Raw genomic sequence first — 13,418 nt, 5'->3', positions numbered from 1 at the left:
ACGTTTGTGAGATGCCGCAGTTTTGGGGGTGAATAAGGGGCCGGAAGAAGGGCCAGGGCGCCTGGTGGCAAGCTCGCCCGCCAGGCGTCACACAACGGCACCGCGAGCAAAAATCAGGAGAATGCCACCGAGCGGTTGCGTCCCTGCCGCTTCGCGCTATACAGCGCCGCGTCGGCTTCGTTGATGAGCACGTCGTACGCCGGCACGCCCACGCGCGCCGCCGCACCGCCGACGCTGGCCGTCACCGGGACGCTCGTGCCCTGCACTTCGACCGGCGTATCGGCGATCGTGCAACGGATCTTTTCGGCGACCCGCATGGCGTCTTCGAGCGGCGTACACGGCAGCAGCAATGCAAATTCCTCGCCGCCGAAGCGCCCGAAGGTATCCTGCGCCCGCACCACCTCGGCGACCCGCTGCGCCATCACGCGCAGCACCGTGTCGCCGACGCCGTGGCCGAACTGGTCGTTGATTTTCTTGAAGTGATCGAGATCGAATAGCAGCACGGACATCTCGCCGCCGTAGCGCTGCCAGCGCGTGTACTCATCGCGCAGACGCGCTTCGAAATAGCGCCGGTTGGCGATGCCGGTCAAGCCGTCGCGGTCCGCGTATTCCTGCAGCTTGGCAACCGCTTCTTCCCGTTCGCGCTGCACGATGCTCACGTGCGTGACATCGGAGATGGTCACGCACACGGCCACCACTTCGCGATCGCGCATGAGCGGCATGAACGTGACGTCCTGCTGCATGAAATCGACGCCGCCGGTAATCGGCCGATCGTGATCGAATTTGAAGAGGTACGGCCGCTGCTCCCACGAACTGAACGCGAAACTGCCGAGCTGAAACACGCTTTCGATCTTGCGCGAAAGCCACACGCGCGGCAATTCCGGAAAGTGCGCGAAGAGCGATTTGCCGACCACCTGTTCCGGCGACAAGCCGCTGTGGTCCTGCATGAAGCGGTTCCACATGAGCACGTTCATCTCGCGATCGAGCACGAAGATGCCGAAACCGACACGTTCGACAACCAGATCGCTCAACGAGTCCACAGGCACATTCATAGGCTGGACAACAGCTCGTCGAGCGCCTCGTTCATATGGCTAATCGACTCTTCGGCCATCAGCATCACGAGGTGAGCGCGGAAGCTCTGGTCCTCGAGCGTGAAATTGACTTCGACCAGCAGGGCGACTTCCCACTGCAGCACGCCGGGCTGAAACACTTCGTCGAGCGTCATCGCTTCGCCGAGCAGTCCCGGCGCGGAGAAGACCGGCGTGCGGCCGAGCTGGTCGAGAATGCACGAAACACACGCACCCGTCAGCACGTTCGCGACGTCGAACACGAGTTCCTGCTGGCTCACCGCCTCGTAGCTCGAGCGCGAGTACGGATCGCTCACGAGCGAACACAACTGGTCGATGCTGTCGCTGCGGCAGATCACCAGCGCTTCGCCCTTGATGTCGGAACGAAACCCCTGGCGCACCGCGCTCACCGTGTCCTCGATCCCGGTCATCTCGCGCAGTGCCGCCGCCGCCTCGCTCACCGCGACCACCTTCACGCGCGGCACCGACAATTCGATAAACGCGTCGAGCAGGCGCGCGAGACGCGTCGCGGCCTGGCCCATCGCCAGATTGGCGACCTCCTGCAGCGCGTCGCGCCGGTCTTCGTTGAGGACTGGCTCAGACATACAACCCGTACTCCTTGAGGATGGGTAGTACCGCCTCGGGCGTCACGGGCTTGGCGATGAATGCGGCGGCGCCGAGCGCGCGCACGCGTGACTGCGCCATCGGTTGAACATCGGCGGAAACGACGATGACGAAGGTGTTCAGGTCCTCATGCTGCAACGCTTCCAGCACCTGGTAGCCGGTCATGTCCGGCATCGTCAGATCGAGGAACATCACCGACGCTTTGCCTTCGCGGTACAGGCCGAGCGCTTCGCGCCCGTTGGTCGCGTAGGAGACGTCGACATCCCAGTCCGGCGGCAATGCCTTGGTGAGCACCTTGCGGGCAAGCAGCGAATCGTCGGCGATCACAATAGGCAAAGACATGGGCGGGTCGGTAAGCAAAATTAGCTCTTGCGGGTTAACGGCGGATGGCGTCGGTTTCTTTAGCGCGCGGTCTGTCGAGCGGCGGTAAAGCAGGTTGAAGCTTGCGAGAATGCAGCTTGCAGACGAGCGGGGAGCGCGCGCAGAGAGGCGCGGTTGACGGAAGCCGTGGGCGCGCATGGATGCGTGCGAGCACGGTGAACGACGGCTATGACCGGCATGTTCGAAGCCTACCCCGTAGATGAATCCGCGCGGCTTCACGGATCGGGCTGGTCCCCTTGCCGCGCGCCTGTTCCCGCGAGCGCCTTCGTCACGCGTTGTGCGCGTTGTCCGGCGGTCCTCGCGGCAGATGCATCCGAACATGGCGGACGCATTATTTTTGTGATGACGTCGATTTTCGAAGCAAAACGGCGGAAAGGCAACACGCCAATTTCGCTTTGATTAAAGAGATTTCCCCATTAATCGCTATTTTGAAAAATATTTTGATAGATCTGGAAGGCTTTCTTTTACATTTATACTTTTGTGTACGTTTGCGCTACTCGATTTGTCACTGATTCAAACGGCCGACAAATCAGGGGCCGACCATTCGCCACAGTAACCCAGAGCGGCCGCTGCGTGTCTATGCTTTTGTATGGAACCGGCCGCCGGCCCTTTCGTCCCGAACGACTTAGCGTTATCGACCATGACACCAGACCGGTTCGACCCGTCCGACGCGAGCCGCCGCACCACCGGCCGCCAGGACGAGGCACGGTTCCCGGCCGTGCCGGAACAGAATTTCCACGTCCGGCGCATCACGCTGATCGCGCTGCTGATCATAGCCGTCGTGCTGCCGTGCGTGTATGTCGCGGCCATGGCCTTCACCGATCTGCGCGGGCGCATGGCCGAGGCGACCGACGTGACGCTGCGCACGGTGCGCGTGGCGGAAGAACACGCGCTGAAAGTGTTCGACATGAACGAAACGCTCGACTCGCGCATCGTCGATCTGACGCAAGGTCTGGACGACAACGGCATTCGCGCTAGGGAAGGCGAAATTCACGAGAAACTGCGCGTCATGGGGGGCGGTTACCCTCAGGTGGCGGCCGTGTCGATTTTCGGCCGTGAGGGCGATCTGCTCGCCACCAGCCGTTTCTATCCGGTGCCGGTGTCGTCGATTGCAGATCGCGACGATTTCATCGGCATTCGTGACGGCAAGAGCCTCGAGCATGTCTCCAAAGTCATGACGGGACATGCGGTGGGCGAGCAGGTGTTCAACACCGGCGTAGAGCGCCGCGCCGCGGACAACGCGTTTGCCGGGGTCGTCTCGGTGGCGCTGCGGCCCAGCTATTTCGACGCGTTCTACCGCGAACTGCTCGGCGGCAGCGACGGCACGCCGATGACCATGAGCCTGCTGCGCGCCGACGGCGCGGTCCTCGCGCACTATCCGCGCCGCCCGGGCGAACCGGCGGCGATAACGCCGACGTCGCCACTGGCGGCGGCGCTGGCGCAAGGGCGACGGGCCGGCGTGGTACGGATGCATTCCGACATCGACGCGGACAACGTGATCCTCGCCTTCCGGCGCATCGGCGCTTATCCGGTGTACGTGTCGTGCGCCTATCGCACCTCGGCGATCTGGAGCGCCTGGTACCGGCACCTGAGCGTGCTGATCCTGTCGATGTTCACGCCGTCCGTCGTGCTGTGGTGCGTGATCTGGCTGTCGCTGCGCCGCCTTGGCGCCGAAGAGGAAGCGTGGGAGCGCTGGCAGGCCGAGGCTTCGATGCGCCGCTCGATCGAATCCGCGTACCGCCAGTCGCGCAAGATGGAGGCACTGGGTAATCTGGTCGGCAGCGTGGCGCACGATTTCAACAATCTGCTCATGGTCGTCTCGGCCAACGTGCAGATCGCCCGGCGGCGCGGCACACCGGGGCTCGACCGCGAGTTATCGGCGATCGAGCGGGCGCTCAAGAGCGGTCAGTCACTCACCCGGCAATTGCTCGGCGTCGCGCGCAAGCAACCGCTGCACAACGAGACGCTGGCGCTCGAGCGCTGGCTGCCGGCCTGCCGCGAACTGCTGCGCGCGTCGCTCGGCGCGAAGATTTCGCTGGTCATCGACATCGGCGTCAATATCTGGCCGATGCGTGTCGACGTCGCCGAGCTGGAACTGGCGCTGATCAACATCGCCGTGAACGCGCGCGACGCGATGCCCAACGGCGGCCGCTTCACGGTTCGTGCTTCCAATATCAGCTTCCGGCGCGAGGACGGTTTTCCGCTGACCGGCGACTTCGTGCAACTCTCGCTGGAAGACACGGGCGGCGGCATGCCGCCTGAAGTGCTCGCGCGCGCCTTCGAACCGCTTTTCACGACGAAGTCCAAAGGCATGGGCACGGGTCTCGGGCTGCCGCAGGTTTTCGCTTTCTGCGAGCGCTCCGGCGGCCTTGCTGCGATCGACAGCGCCATCGGCGCGGGCACCTCGGTGCGACTCTATCTGCCGCGCGCCACTGCCGCGCCCGCGGACGAATTGCCGGCAGAGCCGGGCGTCGAGGAAAGCAGCGCGCCACATGGCTTGCGCATTCTGCTGGTCGAGGACAACGATGAAGTTGCCGCCGGCACCGAAGCCCTGCTGCAAATGATGGGTCACCAGGTCACGAGCGTATTCAACGCCGACACCGCGCTGCGCCTGTTCGACGACGCCCACGCCAAGCAGGCACGCACCGGCGAGCCGCTGCCATTCGATCTGGTGCTGTCGGACATCCATATGCCCGGCACGATGAACGGCATCGACCTGGCCGAAGCCGTGCTGGCTGTCGACACCCGGCTACCGGTCATCCTGGTCACCGGCTACGCGGAAGAGCTCGACCGCGCGCGGCATGTGAACGTGCGGGTGCTGCCCAAACCTTTCGATATCGCGCTGCTGGAAACGCTCCTGCAAGGCATCCAGCGCGAACTGGCGGAGACAGGCGCCGATCCGGCTGCAGCGCCGCATCAGGCCGGGTAAAGCGAGGCGGGCCAGCGTCGCCGCCAATTACCGACGGTTGTAAAAGCGCCAGGGTATGCCGCGATTTCTACGTAGCCCGATCGGCGCTGCCGGCCAGCAGGAGGCGCGCGGATGCGCCGTGAAGGTTCCGGCATGATCGTTGCAGCGGTTTGAAGCGGCCGACACGCTCATGCGCCGTCTGCTCCAGCAAAACCGTCGGGAGGCAGCCATGCGACACACAGTGATTGGTTTATTCGAGACCTATTCTCAAGCCGAAACCGCGCGCGACACGCTTGTGCAGACCGGCTTTGCTCACGAAACAATTGAGTTGCAGGCGAATCCAGAACCCTCTGTCGGCTCCGCAACCGACGAAGTTGCCAGTTCCGGCGTGCTCGCCAATATCGAACGCTTTCTCTCCAGTCTGTTTACAACCGGCGCGCGCGCGCCGGAGACAGCCCGTTATGCCGAGGCGGTGCGCCGCGGCGCGGTATTGGTCTGCGTGAACGCGGCAAGCGAATCGCACGCGGAACTCGCCCGCAATACCTTGAAGAGGCTGGGCGCGACCGATATCGGCGAGCGTTCACCCGATTGGGACACGCCGCCGGAATCGAGCCGCGATCATTCGATACTCGACGAACTCGGTATCGGCGCAGTCACGCCCGGCACGCCTCATACATCGAGCGTGACGACGTCCGGCGTGGCGCCGCGCGAGATGGTGACGCCCGGCGCAGGGACGTCCGGCGTAGGGACGCCCCGGTCAAGCACACGGCCTGCCGCCCCGTCCGATCCGCTCTATCCGCCGCCGCTCATGGGCACCGACGCCGAGCCTTTCGTCCCGCCACCGCTGGCTGAGTGGCCGCTGCGCGAGCCAGTCAGCACGCCCGCCGATCCACTGGTCGACGATGCGGGACGTACCGCGATCGCCGCCGGTTCGATGCCCGGCTCGGGCGCGATCTTGCAGCCGTCGGAGGTGCGTCCCGAAACGGCCCAGCCGACCGCGGGTTCAGGCGGCCAGATTCCGAACGAATATCTGGAATACGAAGAGGATTTCCGCGCCCACTACGACGAGCAATACGCGGCCGAGAACTCGCGCTATGAGGATTACGCGCCGGCCTATCGCTATGGCGCAGAGATCGGCCGGGACATGGATTATCGCGACCGGCCGTGGGACGACGTCGAGCAGGCGGCCCGCCGTCATTGGGAAACCACCTCGCCAGACAGCACGTGGGAGCGCTTCAAGCTCGCCGTGCATCATGGCTGGGAAAGGGTCACGGGACATCGCCACGTCTAGTGGGACGCAGCGGCAGCGCCGGCGTGCCGTGAGGTCATGGCAACGGCGGCGCTTCCTGGTCTGGACGTGTACGCGAATGGGCGCTCAGGCAGCGGCGTGACGTTTGACCCACGCGACGTAGCGGTCGACGAAGGTCTGCAGGAACTGGCGGGTGCCGTCGTTCGTTATCTCGCCTTTCTCGTTGATAGCCGCCGGGTCGTGCTTGATAAACACTTCCGGCTGGGCGAGCGTGGCGACATCGAGATAAGCCAGCACATTGCGCAGATGCTGTTGTGCCAGCGCCGTGCCGGTCGCACCGAGCGAGGTGCCGAGCACCGCGCCGGGCTTGTTGCCCCACGAATTGGTGCCCCACGGCCGCGAGCCCCAGTCGAGCGCGTTCTTCAGGACACCTGGAATGGAGCGGTTGTACTCGGGCGTGACGAACAGCAGGCCGTCGGCGGCTTCGACACGCTGCTTCAGGTGTTTGGCGACTTCGGGATAATCGGAGTCGTACTCCTGGCTGTAAAGCGGCAAGGTGCCAATATCGATGAATTCGAACGTGAAGTCCGCGGGCGCGAGTGAAATCACGGCTTGTGCCAACCGGCGGTTGAACGACTCGCGGCGCAGGCTGCCGACAACGACTGCGATGTGATAGGCCATGTTCGCTTCCTTGAGGTAAGGCGCTTGACGCGCTAAAGGGTACGAACTGTCCATCATAGGCAAAAGCCGGGCGAGATGGCGACGGCGAGTAAAAAAACCGCAGCATCCGGCTGCCCGGACCCTCGTCGCGAAAGTTGCGACCAGTGGATAACCCGGTAGCACCCAAAGTTATCCACAGATTCACTGAATAACCTTGTGGATAACTGGTACTTTTGCCTTGTCAATCAAGCATGCCTTCGGCCTAGGACGATTTGAGGCAAACGCGTGTTCGCCGCCGTCATTCCGGCACCGCGATGTCGCCATCCACAAGCTGCCAGCCATACGTCTCGGCAAACAGTTGAGCGGCATCGGCAGTTTCAAAGAGCGGCATGTCCGCATGACCCCGAAAGGGGTAGATCACGCGCTCGTCGCTCAACCGGATCACTTTCAGCGTCGGCACCGTCCCGCTGGAGGTTCGACGCGACGACACCGCGACCTGATAGTTTGCGCGGCCGGTGAGGGGCGGGGAATTCGCGCCCTGCGAGCGCCTGGAAACATGACTTGCCATCGGTGCGCGCATCAAAGGTCGACGATCGACTGGCCGGCAACCATGCCGTCGATCACCCGTTCCGCGTAACTCGTCGATGCAATGCGCGCATCGCCGGCCGCGCCAAACGGAGAACGACTCGGCACGTGAAAGATACGGCTGCTGGTCAACGTGTCGTCGGTACCGCGCCGGCAAATCCGCACGGCGGCGTCGAAGCCCGCATCATAGTGACGGGCGCCATCGGGAGAGCGCGGCTGGTGTGGATAAACCAGCGGATAAATTTCAAGCCCCCGATAGCTTCTGATCGTATTGTTCATGGTGGTCGTCTCCGGTGAAGGATTTCGCCTGGAACATGTCGTTGATGTGCGGCGTGACGCCGGGCGAGTCGCGGCGTTGCTGCGAAAGCACCGTGTTGATCGGTGATGCGCGTGACGAGCGGCCGCTTTTGTCAGGCCACGCCAACGGCATCGCAAAACACGGTAGAAGGAAAGGACCCCGTTCGATTCAGGGCGCTGTAATGAGAGGCAGATGCCTGAGGGACCGCGCAAGGCGCGCAGGAGAACTGCAAGCTGATGACTCACTGTAACACGTTAGAACCTTGAGCATTCGACGCATTTGCGCACCAGGCGCGGGTGTTGCTTCGGAGTGCCGCGTATTGTGTACCGCCCGGTGTACCGCCCGCCGTTTGGCGACGCTCGCACGTCGAAACCTTGCACTTGGGCGTCGAACGTAGCGAGATTAAATGCAAAAAGGGCGCCTTCATCGGCGCCCTTTTCTGACTTCGAAACCTGTCTCGTTTGCGGATTCGCGCCGGACGCGTGTCCGGCTCCGCGTCTCTGACAATTAGTTGCCGAAGAACACGTTGCAGTACGATGCCGGGCCGCTGCACTGGGCCGGTGCGGCAGCCTGAGCGGCGCCCGAAGCAGCGGCAAACAGAGCGATGGAAGCGATCAGGGTGGAAAGAATGCGTTTCATGGTGCGAGTCCTCTTCAGTGCGTTGATTTGCGATCGGATGCGATCGATGGACTGAAGAATAGCGATTCAGTGTCCGCATAAAAACACCGAAGAGAAGAAGACATTTTTTCAAATAATGAAATAATTCAGGCGTACATTGGCGCGGGTTTGAGGCCTGCTTTGGGACGTGTAGGACCGCACGTCTAACCTGCGCTGCGATTTGCTGCTGCAGCGTAGATTTCATTTTGCGCAATAATGTTTTTTGCTTTCATCAGTCCCGTCATAAACCCCGTCCCGGCACGACAAAGCCATCAGGTCATCGCTTGCTGGCGGGCACATGTTCAATACCGATTCGCTTACGCAGGAACGTGCGGGAGAATGGCGCACACGTCCGGGAACTGCGCAAGGAAACCCATCCGCCTATGAACCACAACGATTCAGAAGAAAACGTGCGGCAGCCGCAAGCGCGGCGACGGAGCCTGCCATGGCGCAAATAAACGGGCCGGCGCTCGACGATCCCGTCTATCTGACGCAGTTGCGGCGCGACCTGGTGCGCTTCGCCCGGTTGCAACTACGCGATGCCGCTGCCGCCGAAGACGCCGTCCAGGAGGCGCTCGCCGCAGCCTGGACGCAAGCCGACCGGTTTGCCGCGCAATCGGAGCATAAGACCTGGGTGTTCGGCATCCTGCGGCACAAGCTCGTCGACACCTTGCGCGCCCGGCAGCGCACCGTGAACCTGTCGGCGCTGGAGTCCGAAATCGATGGCGAAGCGCTGCTCGATCGCGAGCTCTTCAAGGACAACGGCCACTGGTCGCGCGAAGCCAAGCCGCAACCCTGGCCGACGCCGGAAACCGCGCTGCGTCAGCAGCAATTCTGGACCCTGTTTGAGATGTGTCTGGAACACCTGCCCGAGCACATCGGGCGCGTATTCATGATGCGCGAGTTTCTCGATCTCGACACCGACGCGATCTGCACTGAACTGCAGATGACCGCGAATCACTGCAGCGTGCTGATCTACCGTGCGCGGCTGCGCCTGCGCACTTGCCTGAGCGAAAAAGGCCTATCCAGAGAGGATGCGAATGGGGAAGTGTAAGAACATCACGCGCCTATTGTCGGACGCGCTCGACCGCCCTCTGACGACCGGCGAATGGGTCGCGATCCGGTTGCATCTGCCGACCTGCAGCGGCTGCCGCAATTACCGCAAACAGATTCGCCTGTTGCGCGTGGCTGCGCATGCGGTGAGCGGGATTGCGACGCCGGGGGCGAGCGGTAGCGACGACTGAAACGGCGTCGGGGTTTGAACGCGCGCTGAACCGCACGTCAGGCGATGGCGGGGTGGCGGGGGAAGGCGCTGCATTGAATCGTCACCCCCAACCTTTGGCTTCTTTAGCGCTCGCCGGGCGGCGTGTTCCGGTAGCGCTCGAAGAAGCCGGCGTGCGACGCTTCGTCGACGGAAACGGGATGCGCTTTGGCGCTAGCCGGGTGTTTGGCCAACTGCGCATGCGTACGGATCGGCCGATGCTGGAAATTGCCGCCGCAGTTCGGACAGACGTTGCGCAGCGTGCTGAGCGCACACACTTCACAGAAGGTGCATTCGTACGTGCAGATCATCGCGTCGGGCGCATCTGGCGGCAGTGATTTGCCGCACCCTTCGCAGGACGGTCTCAGTTCAAGCATGGTGGCTCCACGTCGGCAGGGGAGCGAGGTGCGGGACTGCAACTCGCCCATGCCGAAGCAGTGTAAGCGGACAAGGCCACGCGGAATTGACAACCGGACGTCAATTCCTGCCACTGCTGTTTGCCGTCCCTATGCCGGGCCCAGGTTGCCGAACTCAGGTCAACACGGTCCACAACGCGAACGTCAAGACGAGGCCGACGACGGATACGATCGTCTGCAGCACCGACCAGACCATCACCGTCTGCTTCAACTGCAAGCCAAAGTACTCACGCACCATCCAGAAGCCTGCATCGTTCACGTGGCAGAAGAACACGGAACCGGCGCCGATCGCGAGCGCCATCAGCGAATTGTGCGTCGCGCTGAGACCCGCGACGACCGGGGCGACGATACCGGCGGTCGTGGTGGTCGCCACCGTTGCGGAACCGGTGGCCTGCCGCAGCGCGACGGCAATCAGCCACGCCAGCAGTATCAGCGGCACGTGCGAACCGACCGCGATCTTGCCGATCGTCGTGCTGATGCCCGCCACCACGAGCGCCTGCTTGAGGCCACCACCCGCGCCGATGGTCAGCAGCAGCGCGGCGATCGGCGGCAGGCTCTTGCGCAGAATGCCGCCGACGCGGTCGCGCGCCATACCACGCGACCAGCCGAGCGCGACCACCGCGAACAGCACGGTGAGGCCGAGTGCGACCAACGGCTCACCGAGAAAATTGAGCGCGTTGAACAGGAAGGTCTCGGGTTGAAGCAGCAGTTTGGCGACCGTGCGGCCCAGCATCATCACGACCGGCAGCAGGATGGTGATGAGCGAGATCGCGAAACTCGGCGGCTCACCGGTGTTTTGCGACGCAGTGAAAAGCTTGCCCATTTCTTCCGGCTCGACCACGTGCATCCGTTTCGACAACCAGATGCCGTAGACCGGGCCCGCGAGAATGACCGCCGGAATCGCGACAATCAGGCCGAAACCGAGGGTCAGGCCGAGATCGGCATGCAACGCGCTCACCGCAATCAGTGGCCCCGGATGCGGCGGCAGCAGTGCATGCAGCGTGGTCATGCCGGCGAGCGCGGGAATCGCAATACGCAGGATCGGCTGCTGCGAGCGGCGCGCCATCACGAAGATAATCGGCACCATCATCACCAGACCGACTTCAAAGAAGAGCGGCAAGCCGACGATGATCGCCACCAGTGCCATCAACCACGGTAGCGTGCGTGGCGTGGAGTGCTTGAGGATGGTCGAGACGAGCCGGTCGGCAGCACCTGATTCCGCCATCAAGGCACCGAGCATCGCCCCAAGCGCGATGATGATGCCGACGTCCCCAAGCAACGCGCCGGCGCCTTTGCTGAATGCGCTGGCCACCGCTTCCAGCGGCAGGCCGGCCGCAAAGCCGGCCGCGAACGTGCCGACCAGAATCGAGAGAAACGGCGCGAGCTTCAGCACGCTAATGAAGACGATGATCAGTGCGAGCCCGAGCACGCACGACAAGATCAGTTGAGTGTCGTGGGATGACCACGGCGTGAGTGTTGTCGTCAGATTCACGATGTCCCTTTTTTCAATTGCCGCAGCCGCTACTGCCCTCGGATGACGGATTGTAGCGGGGCACGGCGACTTGCCGCTGCGAAGCCCGCAGCCAAGGGCGTGGATGGGCGTGTGCCTTGCGCGTGATTTGCTTATGCGAATTTATCGGTTCGTCCAGGCTTGCAGACGAATTATCGTCGGAGCCAATCGGTCCGTTTTGCGTCCGTTTCTTAACGAGCACTTTTATGTCCCGTCATCCGCTGCTCAATCGCCGCGCGTTCATCGCCAGCGTGGGCGCCTCGCTGGCCGCCGCGGCCTTGCCCATTGTCTCCACGTCGGTCTTCGCAGCGGACGCGCATGCGAAGGAATTTCGCATCGGTTATCAGAAGGCGGCCAACACGCTCGTGTTGCTAAAGGCGCACGGCACGCTCGAAAAGCGGCTCGCGCCGCTTGGCATCACCGTCAAGTGGACGGAGTTTCCCGCGGGGCCGCAATTGCTCGAAGGATTGAATGTCGGCGCGATCGACTTCGGTTATGTCGGCGAGGCGCCGCCGGTATTCGCGCAGGCGGCCGGCGCGAATTTCGTCTACACCGCTTATGAAATCCCGACGCCGCATGCCGAAGGCATCCTTGTTCATCAGGACGCGCCGATCAAAACGCTGGCGGATCTGAAGGGCAAAAAAATCGCATTCAATAAGGGCTCGGACGTTCACTGGTTTCTGGTCGCCGCATTACAGAAGAACGGCGTGAAATACAGCGATATTCAACCCGTCTTTCTGGCACCCGCCGATGCGCGCGCAGCTTTCGAACGCGGATCGATCGACGCATGGGCAATCTGGGATCCTTTCCTCGAGGCGGCAAAACGTCAGTCGAATGCCCGCCTGCTTGCAGACGCCGAGGGTATCGTGAGCCACCACCAGTTCTTCCTGAGCGCGCGGCCGTTTGCGGAGCAAAACGGCGATGTGATCGCGATCATGATGGACGAGGTGGGTAAAGAGGGAGCGTGGGTGCGCGGCCACTACAGCGAAGCAGCCGCACAGCTCGCGCCGATTCAAGGGCTCGACGCAAGCGTGATCGAAGCGGGTTTGCGGCACTACGCGCATATCTACAAACCCATCGACGCGAACGTACTTGCAGAACAGCAACGTATTGCCGACACGTTCAGCGAATTGCGCATCATCCCGACAAAGATCGTGACGAAAGACGCTGCGTTGCCGGCCAAGGTTTAAAGATCGCCCGGGCCGTGACGTTTCCACGTCTAGGCAAATAGCGCCTCGACATTTTCCGGCGGGCGGCCAATCACGGCTCGCCCGTTTCGCACGACGATCGGTCGTTGCAGGAGGATGGGATGCGTTGCCAATGCTTCGTATAACTGAGCGTCGCTCAATGAGAGGTTGGCGAGATCCAGAGCCTTGAATTCGGCTTCGGTGTCGCGAATCATCTCGCGGACTGTGCAGCCTAACTGCGCGTGGAGTTGTTTAAGCTGCGCGACCGTGAGTGGCTGCTTCAAGTATTCGACGATTTCCGTTGGCTCGCTTGTGCTGTTGTAGGTGCTGGCAACCAGGTCGCACGTGGCGCGAGATTTTGAACAACGGGGGTTGTGATAGATGGTGATCATGGCTGTTTGGTAGGGGTGTTGGTACTGAGTTGCGTGGCGCTTCTTGCGGAGATTCTAGCGGGTGCGGGGGGATCGCGTGGGGCGCTGGGCGAGGCGGAGTGATGAGGCGTTTCCTTTGGTTGGGAGAGGGGGGGGTTGGCGGGTGGGCTCGTTCGGTTTATGCGCATAAAGTGCCGGCTGGCGTTTTGTCGCCACGAGATGGAGGACGGCATGGGCGGCTCGG

The 13,418-nt window shown here is 62.6% G+C and carries 15 protein-coding genes; 5 read left to right on the top strand and 10 right to left on the bottom strand.

The features are described from left to right. Nucleotides 1-113: 113 nt before the first annotated feature. Genes PQR67_RS34980 through PQR67_RS34970 form a run of 3 tightly spaced genes read right to left on the bottom strand, consistent with a single transcriptional unit; the run spans nucleotide 114 to nucleotide 2,033 of the window. The gene (locus tag PQR67_RS34980; RefSeq protein WP_408467360.1) at nucleotides 114-1,052 is read right to left on the bottom strand and encodes a sensor domain-containing diguanylate cyclase; all 939 of its coding nucleotides are present in this window, start codon (nucleotides 1,050-1,052) and stop codon (nucleotides 114-116) included. Then, nucleotides 1,049-1,672 carry a chemotaxis protein CheC gene (locus PQR67_RS34975; RefSeq protein ID WP_120345190.1) on the bottom strand — a complete coding sequence of 208 codons (624 nt, stop codon included), beginning with the start codon at nucleotides 1,670-1,672 and terminating at the stop codon, nucleotides 1,049-1,051. Before PQR67_RS34975 ends, PQR67_RS34980 begins: the two co-directional genes overlap by 4 nt. Further along, nucleotides 1,665-2,033 carry a response regulator gene (locus PQR67_RS34970; protein ID WP_120345191.1) on the bottom strand — a complete coding sequence of 123 codons (369 nt, stop codon included), beginning with the start codon at nucleotides 2,031-2,033 and terminating at the stop codon, nucleotides 1,665-1,667. Before PQR67_RS34970 ends, PQR67_RS34975 begins: the two co-directional genes overlap by 8 nt. Before the next feature lie 679 nt (nucleotides 2,034-2,712). Here PQR67_RS34970 and PQR67_RS34965 point away from each other — a divergent pair. Together PQR67_RS34965 and PQR67_RS34960 are read left to right on the top strand one after the other, a co-directional pair. Next, nucleotides 2,713-5,001 (top strand): hybrid sensor histidine kinase/response regulator family protein, encoded by a 2,289-nt coding sequence (locus PQR67_RS34965; protein WP_408467359.1) that lies wholly within the window; start codon nucleotides 2,713-2,715, stop codon nucleotides 4,999-5,001. 208 nt (nucleotides 5,002-5,209) lie between these two features. Continuing rightward, a complete protein-coding gene (locus PQR67_RS34960) occupies nucleotides 5,210-6,271 on the top strand; it encodes a hypothetical protein (protein WP_408467358.1) in 1,062 nt (353 codons plus the stop codon). 84 nt (nucleotides 6,272-6,355) lie between these two features. Here PQR67_RS34960 and PQR67_RS34955 read toward each other — a convergent pair whose 3' ends face one another. The 4 genes from PQR67_RS34955 to PQR67_RS34940 all read right to left on the bottom strand — a co-directional run bounded on the left by PQR67_RS34955 (nucleotide 6,356) and on the right by PQR67_RS34940 (nucleotide 8,411). Then, the gene (locus PQR67_RS34955) at nucleotides 6,356-6,910 is read right to left on the bottom strand and encodes an NADPH-dependent FMN reductase (RefSeq protein ID WP_408467357.1); all 555 of its coding nucleotides are present in this window, start codon (nucleotides 6,908-6,910) and stop codon (nucleotides 6,356-6,358) included. Between the two features lie 277 nt (nucleotides 6,911-7,187). Beyond that, nucleotides 7,188-7,457, bottom strand: coding sequence for a DUF6723 family protein (locus PQR67_RS34950; protein WP_408467356.1), 270 nt, complete (start codon nucleotides 7,455-7,457; stop codon nucleotides 7,188-7,190). An 11-nt stretch (nucleotides 7,458-7,468) separates the two neighbouring features. Further along, nucleotides 7,469-7,753 carry a hypothetical protein gene (locus PQR67_RS34945; RefSeq protein WP_408467355.1) on the bottom strand — a complete coding sequence of 95 codons (285 nt, stop codon included), beginning with the start codon at nucleotides 7,751-7,753 and terminating at the stop codon, nucleotides 7,469-7,471. A 526-nt stretch (nucleotides 7,754-8,279) separates the two neighbouring features. After that, a complete protein-coding gene (locus PQR67_RS34940; protein WP_408467354.1) occupies nucleotides 8,280-8,411 on the bottom strand; it encodes a hypothetical protein in 132 nt (43 codons plus the stop codon). Between the two features lie 463 nt (nucleotides 8,412-8,874). Between PQR67_RS34940 and PQR67_RS34935 the strand changes: the two genes are divergently transcribed. Continuing rightward, the gene (locus tag PQR67_RS34935; RefSeq protein WP_408467353.1) at nucleotides 8,875-9,483 is read left to right on the top strand and encodes an RNA polymerase factor sigma-70; all 609 of its coding nucleotides are present in this window, start codon (nucleotides 8,875-8,877) and stop codon (nucleotides 9,481-9,483) included. Next, a complete protein-coding gene (locus tag PQR67_RS34930; RefSeq protein WP_408467352.1) occupies nucleotides 9,470-9,673 on the top strand; it encodes a zf-HC2 domain-containing protein in 204 nt (67 codons plus the stop codon). The genes PQR67_RS34935 and PQR67_RS34930 overlap by 14 nt, the downstream gene beginning before the upstream one ends. Nucleotides 9,674-9,776: 103 nt before the next feature. Here the strand turns inward: PQR67_RS34930 and PQR67_RS34925 are convergent, their stop codons facing one another. Together PQR67_RS34925 and PQR67_RS34920 are read right to left on the bottom strand one after the other, a co-directional pair. Further along, complete coding sequence (locus PQR67_RS34925) at nucleotides 9,777-10,067, bottom strand: DUF1272 domain-containing protein (protein WP_408467351.1); 291 nt, start codon at nucleotides 10,065-10,067, stop codon at nucleotides 9,777-9,779. 154 nt (nucleotides 10,068-10,221) lie between these two features. Next, on the bottom strand, nucleotides 10,222-11,598 hold the full coding sequence (locus PQR67_RS34920) for a GntT/GntP/DsdX family permease (protein ID WP_408467350.1): 1,377 nt from the start codon (nucleotides 11,596-11,598) through the stop codon (nucleotides 10,222-10,224). A 224-nt stretch (nucleotides 11,599-11,822) separates the two neighbouring features. Between PQR67_RS34920 and PQR67_RS34915 the strand changes: the two genes are divergently transcribed. Continuing rightward, nucleotides 11,823-12,806, top strand: coding sequence for a sulfonate ABC transporter substrate-binding protein (locus PQR67_RS34915; protein WP_408467349.1), 984 nt, complete (start codon nucleotides 11,823-11,825; stop codon nucleotides 12,804-12,806). A gap of 29 nt (nucleotides 12,807-12,835) precedes the next feature. Here the strand turns inward: PQR67_RS34915 and arsC are convergent, their stop codons facing one another. After that, nucleotides 12,836-13,195, bottom strand: coding sequence for an arsenate reductase (glutaredoxin) (arsC, locus tag PQR67_RS34910; protein ID WP_408467348.1), 360 nt, complete (start codon nucleotides 13,193-13,195; stop codon nucleotides 12,836-12,838). Nucleotides 13,196-13,418 lie beyond the last annotated feature (223 nt).

The sequence above is a fragment of the Paraburkholderia fungorum genome, assembly GCF_046026025.1.
Classification (GTDB): Bacteria; Pseudomonadota; Gammaproteobacteria; order Burkholderiales; family Burkholderiaceae; genus Paraburkholderia; species Paraburkholderia fungorum_E.
This window is presented reverse-complemented; position numbering and strand designations above follow the sequence as displayed.